The organism is Acinetobacter sp. AKBS16, from assembly GCF_002899995.1.
GTDB lineage: Bacteria > Pseudomonadota > Gammaproteobacteria > Pseudomonadales > Moraxellaceae > Acinetobacter > Acinetobacter baumannii.
Window position 1 is genome coordinate 73,349 of the sequence record NZ_POYH01000060.1, and the last position, 20,703, is coordinate 94,051.

General features: G+C 41.0%; 16 protein-coding genes and 3 pseudogenes. 8 read left to right on the forward strand and 11 right to left on the reverse strand.

Features of this window, described 5'->3' with window-relative positions:
- Position 1: 1 nt before the first annotated feature.
- The 6 genes from nuoG to ndhC all read right to left on the reverse strand — a co-directional run bounded on the left by nuoG (position 2) and on the right by ndhC (position 7,656).
- Positions 2 to 2,686, reverse strand: a complete 2,685-nt coding sequence (nuoG, locus tag C1642_RS10535) for an NADH-quinone oxidoreductase subunit NuoG (protein ID WP_000190953.1) — start codon at positions 2,684 to 2,686, stop codon at positions 2 to 4.
- Positions 2,687 to 2,697: 11 nt separating this feature from the next.
- On the reverse strand, positions 2,698 to 4,029 hold the full coding sequence (gene nuoF / locus C1642_RS10540) for an NADH-quinone oxidoreductase subunit NuoF (protein ID WP_001091095.1): 1,332 nt from the start codon (positions 4,027 to 4,029) through the stop codon (positions 2,698 to 2,700).
- On the reverse strand, positions 4,026 to 4,535 hold the full coding sequence (nuoE, locus tag C1642_RS10545) for an NADH-quinone oxidoreductase subunit NuoE (protein ID WP_000973142.1): 510 nt from the start codon (positions 4,533 to 4,535) through the stop codon (positions 4,026 to 4,028). The genes nuoF and nuoE overlap by 4 nt, the downstream gene beginning before the upstream one ends.
- A gap of 13 nt (positions 4,536 to 4,548) precedes the next feature.
- On the reverse strand, positions 4,549 to 6,336 hold the full coding sequence (gene nuoC, locus C1642_RS10550; protein ID WP_000852150.1) for an NADH-quinone oxidoreductase subunit C/D: 1,788 nt from the start codon (positions 6,334 to 6,336) through the stop codon (positions 4,549 to 4,551).
- An 84-nt stretch (positions 6,337 to 6,420) separates the two neighbouring features.
- Positions 6,421 to 7,098 carry a NuoB/complex I 20 kDa subunit family protein gene (locus tag C1642_RS10555; RefSeq protein WP_000878003.1) on the reverse strand — a complete coding sequence of 226 codons (678 nt, stop codon included), beginning with the start codon at positions 7,096 to 7,098 and terminating at the stop codon, positions 6,421 to 6,423.
- A gap of 6 nt (positions 7,099 to 7,104) precedes the next feature.
- Positions 7,105 to 7,656: an NADH-quinone oxidoreductase subunit A gene (gene ndhC, locus C1642_RS10560; RefSeq protein ID WP_001274550.1), complete on the reverse strand. Its 552-nt coding sequence runs from the start codon at positions 7,654 to 7,656 to the stop codon at positions 7,105 to 7,107.
- Positions 7,657 to 8,083: 427 nt separating this feature from the next.
- Here ndhC and C1642_RS10565 point away from each other — a divergent pair, with 427 nt between their 5' ends.
- Entirely contained in the window at positions 8,084 to 9,505 is a 1,422-nt protein-coding gene (locus tag C1642_RS10565; RefSeq protein WP_103236298.1) for a sensor domain-containing diguanylate cyclase, read from the forward strand.
- 92 nt (positions 9,506 to 9,597) lie between these two features.
- Complete coding sequence (locus C1642_RS10570; RefSeq protein WP_001047855.1) at positions 9,598 to 9,951, forward strand: hypothetical protein; 354 nt, start codon at positions 9,598 to 9,600, stop codon at positions 9,949 to 9,951.
- Positions 9,952 to 9,972: 21 nt separating this feature from the next.
- Here C1642_RS10570 and bfmS read toward each other — a convergent pair.
- The 3 genes and pseudogenes from bfmS to C1642_RS10585 form a co-directional block, all read right to left on the reverse strand.
- Positions 9,973 to 11,618, reverse strand: a pseudogene (bfmS, locus tag C1642_RS10575) (sensor histidine kinase BfmS).
- 32 nt (positions 11,619 to 11,650) lie between these two features.
- Positions 11,651 to 12,367 carry a response regulator transcription factor BfmR gene (gene bfmR, locus C1642_RS10580; RefSeq protein WP_000076440.1) on the reverse strand — a complete coding sequence of 239 codons (717 nt, stop codon included), beginning with the start codon at positions 12,365 to 12,367 and terminating at the stop codon, positions 11,651 to 11,653.
- Entirely contained in the window at positions 12,364 to 12,570 is a 207-nt protein-coding gene (locus tag C1642_RS10585) for a hypothetical protein (RefSeq protein ID WP_000143214.1), read from the reverse strand. Before C1642_RS10585 ends, bfmR begins: the two co-directional genes overlap by 4 nt.
- 329 nt (positions 12,571 to 12,899) lie before the next feature.
- Here C1642_RS10585 and C1642_RS10590 point away from each other — a divergent pair, with 329 nt between their 5' ends.
- The 4 genes from C1642_RS10590 to C1642_RS10605 all read left to right on the forward strand — a co-directional run bounded on the left by C1642_RS10590 (position 12,900) and on the right by C1642_RS10605 (position 18,239).
- On the forward strand, positions 12,900 to 15,734 hold the full coding sequence (locus C1642_RS10590) for a ribonucleoside-diphosphate reductase subunit alpha (RefSeq protein WP_000111540.1): 2,835 nt from the start codon (positions 12,900 to 12,902) through the stop codon (positions 15,732 to 15,734).
- Between the two features lie 55 nt (positions 15,735 to 15,789).
- Positions 15,790 to 15,924, forward strand: a complete 135-nt coding sequence (locus tag C1642_RS10595) for a hypothetical protein (RefSeq protein WP_000465010.1) — start codon at positions 15,790 to 15,792, stop codon at positions 15,922 to 15,924.
- Positions 15,925 to 16,061: 137 nt separating this feature from the next.
- Positions 16,062 to 17,345 carry a ribonucleotide-diphosphate reductase subunit beta gene (locus C1642_RS10600; RefSeq protein WP_000025828.1) on the forward strand — a complete coding sequence of 428 codons (1,284 nt, stop codon included), beginning with the start codon at positions 16,062 to 16,064 and terminating at the stop codon, positions 17,343 to 17,345.
- Between the two features lie 114 nt (positions 17,346 to 17,459).
- Entirely contained in the window at positions 17,460 to 18,239 is a 780-nt protein-coding gene (locus C1642_RS10605) for a tetratricopeptide repeat protein (RefSeq protein ID WP_005129537.1), read from the forward strand.
- A gap of 81 nt (positions 18,240 to 18,320) precedes the next feature.
- Here the strand turns inward: C1642_RS10605 and C1642_RS19030 are convergent.
- Both C1642_RS19030 and C1642_RS10610 read right to left on the reverse strand, forming a co-directional pair.
- Positions 18,321 to 18,440 (reverse strand): annotated as a pseudogene (locus C1642_RS19030) (TetR/AcrR family transcriptional regulator); the annotation flags it as partial.
- 85 nt (positions 18,441 to 18,525) lie between these two features.
- Positions 18,526 to 19,419, reverse strand: a complete 894-nt coding sequence (locus tag C1642_RS10610; RefSeq protein ID WP_103236299.1) for a PhzF family isomerase — start codon at positions 19,417 to 19,419, stop codon at positions 18,526 to 18,528.
- A gap of 224 nt (positions 19,420 to 19,643) precedes the next feature.
- On the opposite strand from C1642_RS10610, the gene C1642_RS10615 reads away from it, so the two are divergent.
- On the forward strand, positions 19,644 to 20,501 hold the full coding sequence (locus tag C1642_RS10615; protein WP_103236300.1) for a LysR family transcriptional regulator: 858 nt from the start codon (positions 19,644 to 19,646) through the stop codon (positions 20,499 to 20,501).
- A pseudogene (locus C1642_RS20135) lies at positions 20,498 to 20,608 on the forward strand (Darcynin 1); the annotation flags it as partial. The gene C1642_RS10615 and the pseudogene C1642_RS20135, both read left to right, overlap by 4 nt.
- Positions 20,609 to 20,703 lie beyond the last annotated feature (95 nt).

Sequence of the window (20,703 nt, forward strand, 5' to 3'; positions counted from 1 at the left end):
ATTACACTCCTAATGCCACTGAAACAGGTTCAGCTAAAGATACTGTCGGAGCTAAACCAACTGGGTAACCAATATAACCTGTAGGTAAATATTCAATTACTTGTACAGGTAAGCTCACAGTTGTTTCGCCTGCTTTTACTGTAATACGTTGGCCTTCTTGTAGATTCAAACGTGTTGCGTCTTGTTCGCCCACAGCAAATACAGCTTCAGGAATACGAGTTTCCATTGCAGGTGTTTTAATTGTGAATTCGCCAGAACCAAAGATATGGTGCATTGGTACAAGACGGAAGCTTTCAGGATTTGCAACTACAGCTGTTGGAGCGACATAGCTACGTGCTGGACGTTTTGCTAAACGGTCGAATAAACGAACGCCTGAATCACCACCTTTTAAGTGACCACCCACTTCATCTTGGTATTTGTTCCAAGATTGTGGAGAGTTCCAACCTGGCGCCCACGCAAATGGTACAAGCGAAGAAGCTTTTTGCGGACCAACATAACCTTCCATAGAGAATGTTAATGCTGAGTCTGGATCTGTCGGTTGTTTAGGTTCATGAACTGATAAAGGCGCACGCATTGCTGTACGACCAGAATAACGACGTGGTTCACGAGCAATTTTCAAACCATGTACACGGTAGCCAGCGTCTGGTGCAACATCTTGAATTGCTTCAAGTACCGGAACGTTCTTCACGATTGTTTCGATTACGTCGTCAAGTACTGTCCAATCAATTGGTTTGCCTTTAAGGCCAGTTTCAATGGCATGCAACCAACGCCAAGATTCTTTAATCGCGTATTCAGGTTTGTAGTAGCTTGGATCGTAAACTTGGTAGAAGCGTTGTGCACGACCTTCTTGGCTTACGACAGTACCATCACCTTCGGCAAAGCTTGCTGCTGAAAGTACAATATCAGCCTGTTTCACAGTTTCAGTTTCACTATGATCAAGCACGATTACTGTTTCAGCTTTATCAAGTGCTGCTTTAACTTGAGCGGCCGGTAAACGACGGAATAAGTCATTTTCAACAATAACAAGTGTGTCGTAGTCTTGAGCAAATGCTTGTTCAAGGCTTAAGCCACCAAATAATGCCAAGCCCATAGAGTTCACTTCAGGAACAACAAGGCTTAAACCAGCTTTTGAGCCAAGGTTTTGCGTTAACTCTGCTGCCGCTTCCATAATTGAAGCATCTTGCAAGCTCGTACCCGCAATAATTAACGGTTTGTTTGCTGCTTTTAAAGTGTCGGCAATAGTTTGAGCAAATGCTTTTGCATCGTCATCTAAACCATTAACTGTTTCACCTTTAACTGCCGCAGCAACTGCAAAACCTAAACGCGCAATATCATTTGGTGATGCAACAACTTCACCTGTCGCAACATCTGCAAGGCGAGTTTGAGTTGCAGCCAAGATATAGATCGGAGATTTCGCTTCCTGACCAATACGTTGTACAGGTTCAGCCAACCAGTCCGGTGTACGTGTTTTTGCAGCCATTTCGCGAGCTTTATTTTTTGCAGCTTGACGAACTGACAATGCCATACGTGGAGCAGTTTGAGTTAAATCTTCACCCAAAATTAATACTGCATCGTAGCTTTCAATTTCACGCATGTTCGGGTTGTAAATACCCTCTGTTTGCATGATTGAAGCAGCAAGTTCAACGAGGCTTTGCTCTTTTTGTGCAACACCTGTTGAGTAGTTTGCTTGGCCCACTAGTTCACGCAATGCGTAATTTGATTCTAAGCTTGCACGTGGCGAACCAATACCTAGAACTTTTTTACCTTCAAGTTTCGCAATTGTTTGGTCCAACGCTTGGTCAACAGAAACAGTTGCTACTGTTTCGCCATTACGGAATTGAGGTTGACGTGGACGATCTGCACGGTTTACATAACCTGTGCCAAAACGGCCTTTGTCACAAAGGAAGTATTGGTTAACCGAACCATTGAAACGGTTTTCTACACGACGGATTTCGCCATAACGCTCACCCGGAGAGATGTTACAACCTGAAGAACAGCCATGACACACGCTTGGTGCATATTGCATATCCCATTTACGGTTATAGCGCTCTGAATGAGTCTTATCGGTAAATACACCAGTTGGACATACTTCAGTCAAGTTACCAGAGAATTCAGACTCTAAAGTACCTGATTCTGGACGACCAAAGTAAACACGTGATGCATTGGCATATACACCAAAGTCTGTACCGCCTGCATAATCCTTGTAGTAACGAACACAACGGTAACAAGCAATACAACGGTTCATTTCATGTGCAATGAATGAGCCTAGTTCTTGGTTGTAATGTGTACGCTTAGTAAAACGATAGCGACGACGGTCGTGACCTGTCATTACAGTCATATCTTGTAAATGACAGTGACCACCCTCTTCACACACTGGACAGTCGTGTGGGTGGTTGGTCATTAAGAACTCAACAATAGATTCACGGAAATCTACTGCTTCTTTGTCTTCAATCGAAATATAGGTATTGTCAGATGCTGGTGTCATACATGACATCACAAGACGTCCGCGCGTATCTTCAGGATTTGCATACTGAGTTACGGCACATTGACGACATGAACCAACAGAACCTAAGGATGGGTGCCAACAAAAATACGGAATATCAATGCCAAGGGATAAACATGCTTGTAGCAAGTTTTCTGATCCATTGACTTCGTACGATTTTCCATCGACATGAATTGTAGCCATAGTCGAATCCCTTAAGCTTGTTCTACGTTGCTAGTTTGCACGACAGGACGATCAGTCACTTTCGCTTCAAACTCGCTACGGAAATGTTTGAGTGCGCCCATAAGCGGCTCCATCGCACCTGGTGCGTGAGCACAGAAAGTTTTACCAATCCACAATTTACGAGTAAGTTCTTGTAAGTGGTCGATATCTTCTTTCTTACCTTCACCTGTCTCAAGTGCTTTAAGCGCTTTAACAGCCCATGGCAAACCATCACGGCAAGGTGTACACCAGCCACATGATTCACGCGCAAAGAATTCTTCCAGATTACGGGTCAACGACACCATACATTGGGTCTCGTCTACCACCATTAATAAACATGTTCCTAAACGAGAACCTGCTTTCATAATGGTTTCAGCATCCATTGGTAAATCAATGGTATCCGCCGGTAAAAAGTCAGTAGACGCACCGCCTGGTAACCATGCTTTAAGCTTCAAGCCATCACGCATACCACCAGCATGTTCTTCGATTACTTCACGTGCAGTCGTACCAAATGGTAGTTCCCAAAGACCAGGGAATTTTACTTTACCTGATGCACCATAAATCTTTGTGCCCGGATCTTTTGATTTACCTGCTGATAAACCGATATACCATTCTGGACCACGAAGCATGATTGCTGGCAAGTTGTTATAAGTCTCAACGTTGTTCACAATCGTTGGGCGACCCCATGCACCAGCAACTTGCGGGAACGGTGGTTTAGTACGTGGGTTAGCACGGCGACCTTCAAGTGAGTTAATCAATGCAGTTTCTTCACCACAAATATAACGACCTGCACCAGTGTGCACGTGTAACTCAAAGTTCCAGCCAGAACCTAAAATGTTGTCACCTAAGTAACCTTTAGCGCGGATTTGCTCAAGCGCTTCATTTAGGTATTGTGCAGCCTCAATATATTCACCACGAATAAAGATATAACCCTGAGTTGCTTCTAGGGTATAACCTGCAATCAACATACCTTCGATCAATTGGTGAGGAAGTTTTTCCATCAACAAACGGTCTTTAAAGGTACCTGGTTCCATCTCATCGGCGTTACAGATCAAGTAACGTGGACCGCCATCATTTGGCGCCATAAGAGACCATTTGATCCCTGCAGGGAAGCCTGCACCACCACGACCTTTTACAGTTGCAGCTTTAATGACTTCAAGCACTTCAGCAGGTTTCATACCTAATGCTTTTTTAAAGCCGGCATAACCTTCAAGTGCTTCGTAATCGTCAGCACTACGTACCGATTCTTGTTTGCTTAAACGCCAAGTCAGTGGATGAGTTTCCGGATTACCGTCGCCATAAATTGGTTTTGGTTCAGTATTCATACATACTTCTCCAATAACTGTTTGATTGATGTCACTTCTACTAAACCGTGAGTATCTTCATCAATCATTAACGTTGGGCCTTTGTCACAGTTGCCTAGACAGCAAATTGGAAGCAGCGTAAAACGACCATCTTGTGTCGTTTGACCAAACTGAATACCTAATTCGCGTTGGAATGCTTCAGCAAGTGTTTCAGCACCCATCAAGAAGCAAGCAATTGAGTCACAAAGCAAAATTACGTGACGACCTACAGGTTGGCGATAGATACGGTTGTAGAACGTTGCTACACCTTCCAAATCTGCAACACTAATCGTCAATAATTGTGCGATGGCGTTCATTTGAGCATCATCTACCCAGCCATTACGGCGCTGTACGCACTTTAATGCATCTAAAGAAGCTGCACGTGGGTATGGATAGTGACCAATGTGATGTTCAATTTCGTGGATTTCTTCAGCAGTCAAAATCCCTTCAACATTCACACGTGGTTTTTTATCAGTCAGAATCATCATTTTGCGTTACCTCTTAGCGATCCACGTCAGCCATAACCACGTCAATGGTCGCCAGATAAATGATTAAGTCAGATACTAAACTGCCGTTAATCACTGAAGGAATTTGCTGTAAGTGAGTAAACGTCGGTGTACGGATACGAGTACGATAACTCATCGTTGCCTTATCCGAAGTCAAGTAATAAGTACTTGCACCTTTCACAACTTCAGTCATGAATGACGCTTCACCAGCAGGCATGACAGGACCCCATGACACGCTCAAGAAGTGCGTAATCAAAGTTTCAATATCTTGTAACGTCTTATCTTTTGGTGGTGGAACAGCCAATGGGTGATCCGCTTTATATGGACCAGAAGGCATGTTATCCAAACACTGTTTGATAATTTTGAGTGATTGTTCAATTTCACGGAAGTGAACAAGTACACGAGCGTACGCATCGCCTTCATACTCAACCGGAACTTCGAAGTCGAAGTTTTCATAGCCACTGTATGGACGATATTTACGAACGTCGAAATCAATACCTGTTGCACGTAAACCAGTACCGGTTACACCCCATGCAAGCGCAGATTTGGCATCGTATTGAGCAACATTACGTGTACGACCAATAAACACAGAGTTTTTGAATGCAGCTGTGTAGTATTCGTTCAAACGTTTTGGCATCCAATCTAGCAACTCTTTAACAAGTTTTTGCCAGTTGTTTGGAAGGTCATGTGCTGTACCACCAATACGGAACCATGCTGGGTGCATACGGTAACCCGTAATTGCTTCAACGATGTCGTATACTTTTTGACGGTCTGCGAACATATAGAATACTGGTGTCATACCACCGGCATCCTGAATTGCCGTACCACAGTAAAGTAAGTGGTTATTAATACGGAACAATTCATTCAACATGACACGAATCACTTGTGCACGCTCAGGAACTTTGATTCCAGCAAGCTGTTCAACAGCCATGACATATGGCATGTTTTGCGCACAACCACCTAAGTAGTCAACACGGTCAGTATAAGGAATGAAAGAGTGCCATGTTTGACGCTCGGCCATCTTTTCCACACCACGGTGGTGATAACCGATATCAGGAACACAGTCCTTCACTTCTTCACCGTCTAACTGCAATACAATACGGAATGCACCGTGCGCAGATGGATGGTTAGGACCCAAGTTCAAGAACATGAAGTCTTCGTCAGCGTTACCACGCTTAAGACCCCAGTCTTCTGGTACAAAGCGTAAGTGTTCCTGTTCGAAATCTTGCTTCGCTTTGTCTTGCATGTACGGCGTATATTCTGTCGCACGTGCTGAATACTCTTTACGAAGCGGGTGACCTTCCCAATAAGTTGGTAACAAGATACGACGAAGCATTGGATGCCCTTCGAAATTGATACCGAACATATCGTAAGCTTCACGTTCATACCAGTTGGCATTTGGCCAGATATTTGTCGCTGTCGGGAGGTTAAGATCGTTTTCGTTCAAGGCAACCTTGATACGAATGTCACTATTACGCTCAAGCGATAATAAATGATAGAACACAGTGAAGTCAGATGCTGGCAAACCATCACGATGTTGACGTAAACGCTCATCCATCGCTGATAAGTCAAACAGCATTACATAAGGACGTTCCACTTTACGCAGGAACATGAGGACTTCTTGCACGCGTGCGCGCTCAACCCAGACTGTTGGAAACTCTTCAAAAGTCGCCTGCACATAAAAGTTCTCACCAAATTTGGTTTTGAGCTCTTCTACGATTGCAAATGCTGGGCGTGAATCAACTGGTGTTGATTCTGGCATAGCAATGTCAGTTTCAGCCATTGGCTTGGCTTCCTATTTAATACAAATTCTGTCAATTTTCTCGATGAACATATCGGTTAGATATGTCAAAACACCGTCAAAAAATTATTTAATCTCATCCATAGAGCGTAAGTTTTTAACGGCAATACGCTGCGCATTCTTACGATCACGTTCTGGCATCATCTTTGGCTTATACACTGGCTGAAGATCATCACCAATCACGGCAGAAAGCGGGCGTCGCTCTAATTGAATCTGGTCTTGTAAAAGCATTAATGCTTGGATTAATGCTTCAGGACGAGGCGGACAACCTGGGACGTACACGTCAACAGGAATAATTTTGTCTACACCTTGTACTACTGAATAGATGTCGTACATACCTCCAGAGTTTGCACAAGCACCCATTGAAATAACCCATTTAGGTTCTAACATTTGTTCATACAAACGTTGGATAACCGGAGCCATTTTTACAAAGCAGGTACCTGCAACAATCATCAAGTCAGCCTGACGAGGTGAAGCACGAATAACCTCTGCACCGAAACGGGACAAGTCATGCACGCCTGTTAAGGTCGTTGCATATTCAACGTAACAACATGATGTACCAAAGTTAAATGGCCACAAAGAGTTTTTACGTCCCCAGTTTACTGCTGTATGCAAGACATCCTCTAAACGAGTCATGAATACGTTTTTATTCACTTCCTCTTCAAGTGGATCTGTCACAATTTGACGATCTTGCAATGGATATTGATCAGCATCCGGATTCGCGCGGGTCAGAGTATATTTCATCCCGACTTACTCCTTTTCAGATGACAATGCAGGTGTAGTTTTTGACTTAACACGACCTGATGATTGGGCTGGAATCTGGCCTGTAGGGTCAGTTACGAGCTCTTCAATAGAGTTAAAGCGTGTAATTTCAGCAATGTTCATTGTTGGTGAACCGACTTTAATCTTCTCACCTGCTAATTTACGGCGATCTGCCGGTGCCCAACTTAAAGCACCTACAGAGAAGGCATAAACAAGCGCAATTAATAGGTCAACGACAAAGATTACGACAGTGGTATAACCCAACCATCCTACTTCACGCACCGAAGTAGACCATGCATAGAGGTAAAGTGCCTCTAAGTCGAAAACAACGAAGAAAATTGCAACTAGATAGAACTTTGCAGACAGGCGAATGCGAGCGCCACCAGCACTCACGACACCTGATTCAAACTGCTCTTGCTTAGCACGTCCCCACGATTTCCCCCCGAGGAGTAAGGGAACTGTGAGCATAAAGACGCAAAGAAATGTAACGCCGATCACGAAGGCGATAATCGCCCAGTCGTATGGAGTAATGGCACTCATGCGGGGATAACTCCTGGCAGGCCTATTATTTAACAAAGAATGTATGTATTGGCCTTCAAATACACCAAACACAAAATTAATCCCGCCAATTGTACCTGATTTCTAATTTCCCTTGCTAGTTGAAGCGTCTTAGTCTTTTGGATGATTTTCCAATCAAAAGTAATCATCTATGTCTTGTAGAGGGGGTTTCACCGCTTATAATCGGTTTATTTGATAGTTTTCGCACTTGTAATGATTTTTTTCATTTTCTGATTTTTAATATTATTTGCACAATTGCTCAATCGGTCAAATTAAACACCTTACTTTTTTATAATATTAATCGGTTTTTTATTGTATTCATCTTCCCCTCTGAATTATGATGAATGTTTAATCATGCATTAATATTTTATTACTCTTGGATAAGAGTGTTTATCATTAAGGGCAGCTGATGCCATACTCACTTCGTGAATTTTCATTTTCTACCTCCCTGAAATTTTTTCTCTTATTTACCATCATTATTACGCTATGTTGCTTTATTGGAATTGCATCTCGTCCTCTTAGTTTTCTTGCTTTTTTCTGGCCTGCTAACTCGGTATTTCTAGGCCTATTGCTTCGATTTCCACAAACTCGCCAAATAGGTAGTTTTGCTGGTGCTTTTACCGGTTACATGATTGCCGATTTAGTTAATGGCACACCTCTTTTTCTCACCCTTATTTTAACGATATCCAACTACCTGTATGTAGTAACGACTTTAGCACTCGCAATATTGTTTAATCGCCATATAAAAGCAGCTTATCAAGGCTATTCTTATTTACTCTTATTCGCACTATGCGGGATTGGCAGCATAACTGGTGCTTTTTTTGCAGCAACTTTTGTGCCTATGTTTAACACCAAATTTATGATTGGTAGTTTTTGGGCCGAATTTGGTTATTGGGTTACATCAGAGCTTCAAAATGCTTTATTGTTACTGCCCATTATTTTAAATATCCCCCCTTACCTTAAAATAAAAAACCACCTTAAGGGTAATCGTATATATATCAAAGCGATTGATTTTTTGCCTTTATTCGCTGTTTTAATTTCGATAGGAGTGAGTTATTACGACTCGGGTCCAGGTTCCCTACTCTACCCCATCGCCGCATTAATCTGGTGCGCTATACGTTATAAACCCATTATTGTTGCTCTCATTACATCCTTTACCAGTGCATATATTATTTATCATGTCTCAGGGCATTATTTATTACTGTATCCGCAAGACTATTTAAGCAATAACATTTCTATACGTATAGGGCTAATCATGATGACGATTGCGCCACTTACTGTTTCCAGTATTAGCGCACTCCATTCTGAATTAATTCAGAAGTTACAACATGCAATTGCCCATGATGAACTCACCTCAAGTTTAACTCGACGCCAATTTTTACAGTCAGTCCGCCTACTCCAAGAAAAAGTACAAAAGGAAAATAAGACCTCTGCATTTTTCATGTTGGACGTCGATCATTTTAAAAAAGTGAATGATAGTTATGGCCACTTAATTGGGGATAGAGCCTTACAGACCTGTGTAACGACCATACAAAATATTTTACATCCTCATGACTTACTAGGACGTTTTGGTGGAGAAGAATTCGCAATTTTTATTCCGGATACCACCAGAGAGGCTGCCTTTGAACTCGCGGAAAGAATACGCATTCAAATTAGTCAGCAACCGATTTATGTATATGGCAAATTACCCATCTTTGTGCAGGTAAGTATTGGTATTAGCTTATATTCTCCAAGCTATCACCGTTCTATTGAAAGTTTGTTTAAAGAAGCAGACGATGCACTCTATCAAGCAAAGCGCCAAGGGCGTAATAGAGTTTTTATTTCTTTGTAATATTTCCAAGTCATCATCTAGTGTAATGAATTTTATACAATATCTTCTGTTTTGCCATGTATGCTAATAACAGATAATAAGGAGAAAAATGCATGAATCTAGAATATACGCATAAACCAGACTATTACTTGTTTGCACAATTACTGGTGCGACATATAGAAAGCTATATTCATAAACACCCAGATGCAGATAATGCCATTTTTGACTTGCGAGATGTCTATGAAATTTTCAGGCAAGATTTCGCATCAACCACAACAAACCTAGAAGGCATTTTACATATTGCAGACTCATATAGAGTTGAGACTTTGAATGGGGATCAGCCTCTTATTCAAAAATATCAAATTGATGCTAAAAATAATTCGCTCTTGATTGACTTTAATACAGATGCACTCAATAGCCTGAGAAGCGGCAAACCTATTTTGGAACCTGATGCAACTCAATTATAAATAAACCAATAAAAAAGCACCTTATGCAGGTGCTTTTTTATTGGTCTTTAATGGCGGTTGTTTAAAGCGATGTGCTGGCCAAGTCATAATAAAGCGTGCGCCTCCCAAACTTGGACTTTCATCTACCTTAATTTCCCCACCAAACCAGTAAGCAATACGACTTACAATGGAAAGACCTAAGCCATAACCACCAGATGCACGTGTACGACTGTCATCTAAACGGGCAAAGGCTTCGAATACACGTTTGCGGTCTTGCTCAGGAATACCCGGTCCGTCGTCTTCGACACAGACAAAAGCCCATCACTATGAATACCGCCCGTAATCCGAACTTTGTTATCACAATAACGGACTGCATTACCTACCAGATTTTGCACGACACGGTGAAGGTAACGACGCTCTGCATCTACTTTCACATATAAAGGCGGTGGAATAAGTTCAATTTCTTTCTGTGTTTTTAAAGCCTCAGTTTCAACTGCAACCTGATCCAACACTTCAAAAAGTACAATTTCTGCAAAGTCTAATGAAGGTGTACCCTGCTCTAGTTTTGCATAAGTCATAATTTCATCAATTAAGGTATTGAGTGCTTCAATATCTTTATCAATCATGTCGACCTGATGCATACGATGATTGTAATCATCTTCTTCGGCTAACATTTCTGTACCAAAGCGAATACGTGCTACAGGCGTTCTCAGCTCATGAGATACTGCTCTCATTAACTCACGTTGAGCCTCAATCAAACGCTGAATATGGTCAGACATATTGTTATAACTTGAAGCCAAGTTTGCCATTTCGTCGCTTCCTTCAATAGGAACACGCAGTGACAAATCACCCGATTTCATACGGTTTAATGCATAACGCACCTGTCGGATTTTGCGCTCTAACGGCAAAATCAAACCGTAAACGCCTAGACTTAATAAAAACAAGCTAAATAAAGTAATACCCGCCGAAAGCTGTAAAGGCATCCAGTTAAACATTGGAACCGGACCCAGCACTAACACCTGCGCAGGATGATTCGGTATTGGAGACACAATCGAAATGGTTGTACCGCGCACTGTTGCACTATCTTTGTACAACATGACACTTTGGTCTTGGCGCAAACGTCCAATCTGTTCAGAGTCCAGATTTACATCTTGGATGTTTTGAATATTGATCGGATATGAGAAATGCTTTTCAATCTTGGCAAGATATTCTTGTTCCTGCCCCGGATAAAACATTAAATAGTCGAGCACAAAAATAGGAAGAGCCTTCATTTGGCGTTCAGTGATTTTGTCGACTTTTATAGATAGGTAATGTTGTGGGTCGTCACGCAAGCCAATAATGACATATGCAATGCTATTGCTTGCATCGTAACGAACTACAGATTTTTGTGCTTCGATCCGCTTTTTCTCGGTACGAGACAGCTCAACCTTACTTGCATCGGTATAATAAATTGGAAGTTCGAGCAAATCAGATGCGTCAGAAATCCAATCTATTTTTTGCTGCTTCCCAGGTTGTCGAGCGACTCCTTCACTAATGACATAAGAAATACCATCAGTTAAAGATTCTCGGTATTCTTGTGCGCGTTGGTAGTTGATAATTTGTACCAGTAAATACCCAAAAACAGCCACCAAAACAACAAGAATTACCAGCCCCGCATATATTCGCAGGAATATACTGTGTTTAAACACTCGACCAACCTTATAGGAAGTTTAATCAGATTTTACAATCCATTGGTTTCTTTAACAAACAAGTAACCTTTACTACGTACAGTTTTAATACGTTTTGGATTTTCAGGATCATCGCCAATTTTTGGACGAATACGTGAAATACGTACGTCAATTGAACGGTCTTGACCATCGTATTCGATACCACGTAAACGTTCGAAGATATCTTCACGCGATAAAATACGACCAGCGTTTGATGCAAGCAACCATAACAAGTCATATTCAGCACTTGTAAAGTCAACAAGCTCACCGTTCAACGTTACCGAACGGCCACCATTGTCGATGACGAGGTCGTCAAACTCAATACGTTGAGCAACTTCATCTTCAACAGTTTTATCCGTACGGCGTAACAAAGCACGAATACGCGCTAATAATACACGTGGTTGAACTGGTTTCGCGACATAATCGTCTGCACCCATTTCCAGACCAAGTACCTGATCCATATCTTCAGTACGTGCAGTCAACATTAAGATTGGTTGATGATAGTGTGGGCGAACTTCACGACAAACGGTTAAACCATCTGCACCCGGCAACATGACATCCAAGACCACAAGATCCGGTTGCTCACTAATAATACGACGAATTGCACGGTTACCATCGGTTTCTACACCAACTTCCAAACCATTACGGATTAAATATTCTTGAGTTAATCGCGCTAAACGCTCGTCGTCTTCAACGATCAGAATCTTTGGTAACTTTTCTTCTTGGCTCATATCATTGCCCCTATAAATCTCATTACATGTATCTTAAAAATCTTGCAGATACATTCGTTTATCATTTGCAATATACACACGTTTACATTGTAAACAAGTAGGCGTTCACCAAACTGATACATGACAACCATGTTTTGTTGCATTTTATTAATCTTTGAATTTTCAGGTATTTTTATTATCTGTTTATTGTTCTTAAATGTCATAATCTATTCATATTTCCTATGTATGAATATTAAACAAATTATTTCTTCACTAAATTTAAATTCACTCAAGTGTTTGTTTTTTGAGTTATCCACAAAGTTATCTATAAGTGTTTTTTCACAGCTTTGGTATGCTATCTCCCGACAAATCATACAGATAAAAAATTACTAAAAAGTCAAGATTGATCTACCGTAAAAAATCCCGTATCTTGTGTTGAAAATAAACTTTAACTACTAAGTCTTGTGTTTATCCCTCAAATATCGTGGCATGTTTTTTGCTCGGTTCAAACGGTCTATGAACATAACAAAAGTGACAATGGAGCTATGCTGGCATGAGCGTAATTACTTCGACTCCCGGTCAAATTCAGGTGATTAAACGCACCGGAGATGTTGCTGCATTTGATGCAGAGAAAATTTCTGTTGCGATTGGTAAAGCTTTTCTTGCTGTGGAAGGTCAACAAAGTGCGGATTCGAGCCGTATTCACGACCGTATTACCCAACTGACGGAAATGGTACTGAACACTTTCACTCGCCGTTTACCTTCTGGCGGTACCATTCATATTGAAGAGATTCAAGATCAAGTTGAACTTGCACTGATGCGTACTGGGGAGCACAAAGTCGCTCGTGCTTACGTTATCTATCGCGATCAACGCGCAAGTGCCCGTAAAGACACAAATTCTAATCATCACCCTACCTTGCAAGTTACCGATGCAAACGGTCAACTTCAACCACTTGATTTAAGTGCACTGCAAGCAACTGTAAATCGAGCTGCTGAAGGCTTAGAAGGTATTGATGTTCAAGCAATTATCGATGAAACCGTTAAAAACTTATATAACGGCGTAAAAGAAAGCGATATTGCTACCACCATGATGATGGCAACACGTACACGTATTGAACAAGAACCTAACTATACATACGTAACTGCACGTTTGCTTCGTGATGAGTTGGTCAGCACTGGCTTAGCATTCTTAGGTTTACCAGCCGATACAGCTGAAAACAATGCACTTGAAGCATTCTTGAAAAAAGGTGTAGAGCTTGATTTGCTTTCACCGGACTTGCTTAAGTTCGATCTAGAAAAACTAGCAGCGGCAATTCAACCGGAACGTTCTAACCAGTTTACCTATTTAGGTTTACAGACTCTATTTGACCGTTACTTCATCCATTCAAATGGCGTTCGCTTTGAATTACCACAATTATTCTTCATGCGTGTGTCAATGGGTCTTGCACTTAATGAGCAAGACAAAGAAGAGCGTGCAATCGAGTTCTATAACTTGTTGTCTAGCTTTGACTATATGGCATCTACGCCTACCCTGTTTAACTCAGGTACATTACGTCCACAGCTTTCAAGTTGTTACTTAACAACGATTGGTGATGACCTTTATGACATTTATGGTGCAATGCGTGACAACGCGATGCTCTCTAAATGGGCAGGTGGTTTAGGTAACGACTGGACACCTGTACGTGCCTTGAACTCTTATATTAAAGGTACAAACGGTAAATCTCAGGGTGTTGTTCCGTTCCTTAAAGTTGCGAATGATACAGCCGTTGCGGTAAACCAAGGTGGTAAGCGTAAAGGTGCGGTATGTGCGTACTTAGAAACTTGGCACTTAGACATCGAAGAATTCTTAGAACTTCGTAAAAACACGGGTGATGACCGTCGTCGTACTCACGACATGAACACTGCAAACTGGGTTCCTGACCTATTTATGCAACGTGTGTTTGAAGATGGCGAATGGACACTATTCACTCCGTCTGAAACTCCAGACCTACACGATTTAACTGGTGCTGAGTTTGCTGAACGCTATGCATACTATGAGTCTGTTGCAAAAGAACAGAACATGTTGCACAAGAAAGTACGTGCGAAAGACTTATGGCGCAAAATGCTTTCTATGTTGTTCGAAACTGGTCACCCTTGGATCACGTTTAAAGATGTTTGTAACTTACGTTCACCACAACAACACGTTGGCGTAGTTCACTCATCTAACCTATGTACTGAAATTACGTTAAACACCAACCAAGACGAAATTGCGGTATGTAACTTAGGTTCGATCAACCTTGTTCAACACGTTAAAGGTGGCGTATTAGACCGTGAGAAGTTAGCGCGTACTGTTAAAACAGCAGTTCGTATGCTCGATAACGTTATCGACATTAACTACTACGCTGTACCACAAGCGAAGAACTCTAACTTGAAACACCGCCCTGTTGGTATGGGTATCATGGGCTTCCAAGATGCACTTTACGAAATGGGTATGGCTTACGGTTCTGATGAAGCTGTGAACTTTGCTGATGAGTCAATGGAAGTGATTAGCTACTATGCAATCCAAACTTCAAGTGACTTGGCTGTTGAACGTGGTGCTTACTCAACATTTAAAGGTTCATTGTGGGATCAAGGTATCCTTCCAATCGACTCTTTAGAAATTGTTGCGAAATCTCGTCCAGAACGCATGTTTGAAGTTGACCGTACTCAACGTTTAGATTGGGACAGTTTACGTGCCAAAGTTCAAAAAGACGGTATGCGTAACTCAAACGTAATGGCGATTGCTCCAACTGCAACCATTTCGAACATTTGTGGTGTTTCTCAGTCTATTGAGCCAACATTCCAAAACTTATATGTGAAATCTAACTTGTCTGGTGAGTTCACTGTGATTAACCCTTACCTTGTTCGCGCATTAAAAGAACGTGGTCTTTGGGACACAGTGATGGTTAATGACCTCAAACACTTTGAAGGTTCAGTACAAAAAATTGCTCGTATTCCTGAAGAATTAAAAGCAATCTTTGCAACTGCGTTTGAAGTTGAGCCACGCTGGATTGTTGATGCTGCATCACGCCGTCAAAAATGGATTGATCAAGCACAGTCTCTTAACCTTTACATCTCTGGTGCAAACGGTAAGAAACTTGACATCACTTATAAGATGGCATGGTTACGTGGTCTTAAGACGACTTATTACCTCCGTGCGTTAGGCGCAACATCTGCTGAAAAATCTACAATTAACACAGGTGCGTTAAACGCGGTTAAACCTGCAACTGTAGAAGCAGCAGCACCTGCGGCAGCTCCAGTCGTAGAAGCGAAGAAGCCTGAAGCAGTTGAAGAAGACGGCTTTACTCAAGCAGCTCCGGTTCCTATGGCTTGTTCAATCGACAACCCAGATTGCGAAGCTTGCCAATAACATTCAATAAAGTTGCTCTTTAACAAAAAGAGCAACTTTAAACGAGGTAAAGATTATGTTTTTTCATCTCAGCCATAACTATATGCTTGGTGTTGGAATCTTAATCTTTGCCTTTATTTTCTTTTATACGCCTATGGTTTACGCCTTTTTTAAAATCCGTAAACAACAGCGTAAGCAAAATAAGTTGTAGGGATAATGGACCAAAGGCCCAAAATTTGGTCATACATCAATAAAACTTAATTTTGTTTACACATTATGAGCGTATAGTAGTGACATCTTCGTTTAGAGATGTCGAACATAGATATATACAACGAAGAGAGAACAACAATGTCTATCCTTAGTTGGGACGATTTTGAAGATGATTCGCAAAAACCGGCTGCACCTGAACACAAGTCTGCGCCCGTCAACCCGGAAAAAACGCCTGATTCGCAGAATGTATCTGCTGCGCAGCCATCATCGCAGAGCGTGGCAGCTCCACAATCCACTGGAACCCATTCCGTGCGATCAACAAATCCAACCGATTCAATGGCTCGAGCATCTGAAGCCTTAGAACATTTGGATGTTGCTCCTGGCCTTGAAGAGTTAGAAATGGGCGCGCAACGCGTTCAGGTTGACGACAAAGCCATGATTAACTGTCGCGCCGACTTGAACCAGCTTGTTCCATTTAAATATGAGTGGGCTTGGCAAAAATATCTAGATGGTTGTGCAAACCACTGGATGCCTCAAGAAGTGAACATGAACCACGATATCGCACTTTGGAAGTCTGAAAATGGCTTAACTGAAGATGAGCGTACGATCGTTATGCGTTCTTTAGGTTTCTTCTCGACTGCGGACTCTTTGGTTGCGAACAACCTCGTATTGGCAATTTACCGTCACATCACGAACCCTGAATGCCGTCAGTACATTTTGCGTCAAGCGTTTGAAGAAGCAATTCACACTCACGCTTACCAATACTGTATCGAATCTTTAGGTATGGATGAAGGCGAAGTCTTCAACATGTACCGCGAGATTCCATCGGTTGCGCGTAAAGCAGCTTGGGGCTTGAAGTACACTCAATCGTTAAGTGATCCTACTTTCCACACAGGTACGCCTGAAAACGACCAACGTTTACTTCGTAACTTGATCGCGTTCTACTGTGTTCTTGAAGGGATCTTCTTCTACTGTGGCTTTACTCAAATTTTGAGTATGGGTCGCCGTAACAAGATGAATGGTGTTGCTGAGCAGTTCCAATACATCTTGCGTGATGAGTCTATGCACTTGAACTTTGGTATCGACATGATTAACCAAATCAAGATTGAGAACCCTCACCTTTGGACTGCCGAGTTCCAACAAGAAGTGATTCAAATGATTCTTGAAGGTACGATGCTTGAAATCGAATACGCACGTGACACAATGCCACGCGGTGTATTGGGTATGAACGCAAGCATGATGGAAGAATATTTGAAATTCATCTGTAACCGTCGTTTATCTCAGTTAGGTTTACCAGAGCAATTTGTTGGTGTAACTAACCCATTCGCGTGGATGTCGGAGATGATGGACTTACGTAAAGAGAAGAACTTCTTTGAAACTCGCGTAACTGACTACCAAACTGGTGGTGCGTTAAGCTGGTAAGTTGAAGCGTTCTTACTCAAAGTAATTTGAGACTATAAAAAATCCGACTCTATGTCGGATTTTTTATAATTATTAGTATTAAATTGAACCAGATTAGCTTATAAGAGATACATTATGCATATAAAGTATTTAATAATTTTTAGCGTCATAAGTTTGTGTACCTTAAATATTATAGGCTGCTCAAAATCACTTTCACCACAAAATAATAACCAAAGTGAGTCAAGTAAACTATACGAACAAGGTAGTAAATACTTCTTAGGAAAAAATGTTCCACAAGATTATCAAAAAGCTTTTTCTTATTTCCAAATGGCGGCTGAACAAGGCTTACCTATTGCACAAAATGATTTAGCAGGAATGTACTCCAAAGGAATTGGTACGTCGAAAAATGAAGAAAAAGCTTACTATTGGTATGAGAAAGCTGCTAAAAATAATTTTCCAGAAGCTCAATACAATATGGGGCTTATGTATGATAATGGCTATTATGTAAACAAAAATAGATCTAAAGCCTTAGAGTTTTATAAACTATCTGCTAATCAAGGTTATGCTAAAGCTCAATATAATCTAGCAAATGCTTATCTTTCAGGAGATGGTGTACAAAAAGATATTAATTTAGCTTTAGAATTATATGAAAAAGCTGCAATACAAAATCTTTCTGAAGCTCAATATAACTTAGCAAATATTTATTCAGATGGTAACTTAGTTAAACAAGATAATGAAAAAGCTTTAGAGCTATATATACAACTAGCTGAGAAAGGTGTACCTGAAGCTCAAAACAATCTAGCCTATATGTATGCTAATGTTTACTCAGATTATGAAAAAGCAAAATTTTGGTTCAAAAAAGCTGCCCATAATGGATATAAACCCGCGAAAGAGGCTTTAGAACAGTTTCAGTAAACTATAATGTATTTCACTTAGAAAAAAGGGTGTTACTAACAACCCTTTTCTCATATCTACAGATCCATAAATTGATAATATTTATGATAGATCTAAATAACCAAATACAGCTTTTTCAACTCGCTGCTGTAAATTTTTTAAATCACTTTCCCCTGCTATACCTGCCGCGTTAATCATTCCTTTACTTAAAGCAATCACATCTTAAATGGATATCTGAGATGATGGACTTACGTAAAGAGAAGAAATTCTTTGGAATACGCAAGATGCCATAATTTCTCAAAGATCATCAATCTTTTCCAGAATACAAAACTGAGCCAACTAAAACTGCTTGGCCTGCAATGCTAACGTGTAATATTGAATCTGTTTTCTCAACTGTCACTAAAACCCGCCCCGGTTTTTCTATTGCGAAGCCTTGATATCCCCAATAACTTACTTTCTGGTCACATTCGATTAAATCGTAATGAACAAGGTACGCCCCCGCTGGACCATTTGCATTACCAGTTACCGGATCTTCATTTATACCGATTGCGGGTGCAAACATTCGACCATAAGTAATAGGTTCTTGCCTACTCCCTTCCAAGACGAATGGGAAAAAACCATTGCAACCGATTTCAGCACTAATAGCTTTCAATTTTTCATTGTTTGGAATTAATTCATCGAGCTTATTTCTGCTCAACATTGGCACCATCACCTTGGAATGCCCCGTCGTGACAACTTGTATGGGTAAGTCAGCAAAATCATTCACACTTACACCCAATGCGCTTGCGAGTTCAGCCATTTGATTCGCATTAAAAGATGATAAAAACTCTACGCGACCTTGAGTCATTTTCACCAATAACGCTTCTGGACTTCCAAATATTGAAACGGGTAAATGACCTGCTCCTGTTTTTGCGATTAATGGATAGTCGGATTGGTGGCCTGTAGTTGCACGTAAAAAATGAGTGGCGATTGTGGCATGTCCACAGATTGGGACTTCATGTGTAGGGGTAAAATATCGAACATGTATGTCATGGCTTTGATCTTTAGGTGACAAAACAAAGGCAGTTTCTGAATACCCTGCGAATGCAGCAATATCTTGCATTTCTTGAGTTGTAAGATGGTCAGCATCTAGCACAACTCCTGCTCGATTTCCTGTATTTGGTTGGGTAGTAAATGCATCAACTACATAAATGGTCGTCATGGCAGAATTCCTCTGTTGTTAATATTGTGATCTCAGAAATAGCTCCTGCCATAACCAGAAAATCTTATTTAATTGCAGCAAGACATATCACCGCTCAAAAACGTTTATAGTCGTCTCATATAATGAGTTTTGAGTTCTTGTAGTGATTGTTTGAATTGTATAAATCTAAACATCGGGGATACTATAGTTTTTATTGCAAACGCATTTTCTAAATATGGAAAGGTATGAACTGGGACGATACTAAAATTTTGTTAGCTATTGGGCGAACTGGTGGCCGCAGTGCAAAATTGCTTGGTATTAGTGTTTCTACCGTACATCGCAGAGCCGTTGAACTGGAGAAAAGCCTCAATGCGGTTCTTTTTTCCCGAGACAGTGATGGATATACACTCACCCACGTTGGAAAACATTTTTTTTCTTTGGCTGAAAAAGCAGAAGAGCATTTGATAGCGATGGAACGTTACAATGATCAAGGTCAACAATCATTGTTCCGCATTGCTTTACCTGAGTTAATTGGGCAGCAGTTGCTTCAGTCAAAGCTAACTGCATTGCAGCTAAAGCATCCAGATTTACAATTAGAGATGTCAACGAGTGTCGTTCCTGTTGATTTTTCCCGACGGGAAGCTGACCTTATTCTTCGACTTGTTCGTCCAGAAAGCGGGCGTTACATTATTCGACGCCTTGGCCAACTAGAATATGGACTTTATTGCAGTAAAGATTATCTCGCCAGTTTCACAGAACATGCTGAAACGGCTGACGATTTAGTGAATCATCGTATAATCGGTTGGGACAGAAGCCTTCAATATACGTTCTTAGCACAATGGATGCGTGAACTCACCCAAGATGCAGCCCCTGCTTTAACTTTTGATAACATGCACTCGCAACTACGAGCAGTCATTGAAGGACAAGGAGTTACAGCCCTGCCTTGTTTTGTTGCACAGGCTTCTGGTTTAGTACCCATACTACCTGCGCAAACTTTAAAACAAGATGTGTGGTTAATGCGTCATTTAGATACTAAGGATAGTGACTATTCAACGTTGATTAGCGAGACGATTGAAAAAGAGCTACAAGAATATCTGTTGTGATTGATGTGATTCGAGACTCTGAGTTTTGTACAGTGCCCTACTTTGAGTTTGTAGAGATTATTCCTGCAATTGAAGATGGGTATGTGGAGTATGAAAGTTCTTTATAGAGGCTGAGAATAATTTTTTAATTTTCGTAGTCAGAAGATCATTTTTCTAAATCTTTCATTAATTTTTATAAAATTTAGTTAGGCTTAAATTATTA

Coding starts and splice junctions, on each gene's coding strand:
- C1642_RS10590 (WP_000111540.1), top strand. CDS start 12,900: ATGAGCGTAATTACTTCGACTCCCGGTCAAATTCAGGTGATTAAACGC.
- C1642_RS10615 (WP_103236300.1), top strand. CDS start 19,644: ATGAACTGGGACGATACTAAAATTTTGTTAGCTATTGGGCGAACTGGT.
- nuoE (WP_000973142.1), bottom strand. CDS start 4,535: ATGATGATTCTGACTGATAAAAAACCACGTGTGAATGTTGAAGGGATT.
- C1642_RS10585 (WP_000143214.1), bottom strand. CDS start 12,570: ATGACATTTAAGAACAATAAACAGATAATAAAAATACCTGAAAATTCA.
- ndhC (WP_001274550.1), bottom strand. CDS start 7,656: ATGAGTGCCATTACTCCATACGACTGGGCGATTATCGCCTTCGTGATC.
- C1642_RS10600 (WP_000025828.1), top strand. CDS start 16,062: ATGTCTATCCTTAGTTGGGACGATTTTGAAGATGATTCGCAAAAACCG.
- C1642_RS10570 (WP_001047855.1), top strand. CDS start 9,598: ATGAATCTAGAATATACGCATAAACCAGACTATTACTTGTTTGCACAA.
- nuoF (WP_001091095.1), bottom strand. CDS start 4,029: ATGAATACTGAACCAAAACCAATTTATGGCGACGGTAATCCGGAAACT.
- C1642_RS10610 (WP_103236299.1), bottom strand. CDS start 19,419: ATGACGACCATTTATGTAGTTGATGCATTTACTACCCAACCAAATACA.
- nuoG (WP_000190953.1), bottom strand. CDS start 2,686: ATGGCTACAATTCATGTCGATGGAAAATCGTACGAAGTCAATGGATCA.
- nuoC (WP_000852150.1), bottom strand. CDS start 6,336: ATGGCTGAAACTGACATTGCTATGCCAGAATCAACACCAGTTGATTCA.
- C1642_RS10605 (WP_005129537.1), top strand. CDS start 17,460: ATGCATATAAAGTATTTAATAATTTTTAGCGTCATAAGTTTGTGTACC.
- bfmR (WP_000076440.1), bottom strand. CDS start 12,367: ATGAGCCAAGAAGAAAAGTTACCAAAGATTCTGATCGTTGAAGACGAC.
- C1642_RS10595 (WP_000465010.1), top strand. CDS start 15,790: ATGTTTTTTCATCTCAGCCATAACTATATGCTTGGTGTTGGAATCTTA.
- C1642_RS10565 (WP_103236298.1), top strand. CDS start 8,084: ATGCCATACTCACTTCGTGAATTTTCATTTTCTACCTCCCTGAAATTT.
- C1642_RS10555 (WP_000878003.1), bottom strand. CDS start 7,098: ATGAAATATACTCTGACCCGCGCGAATCCGGATGCTGATCAATATCCA.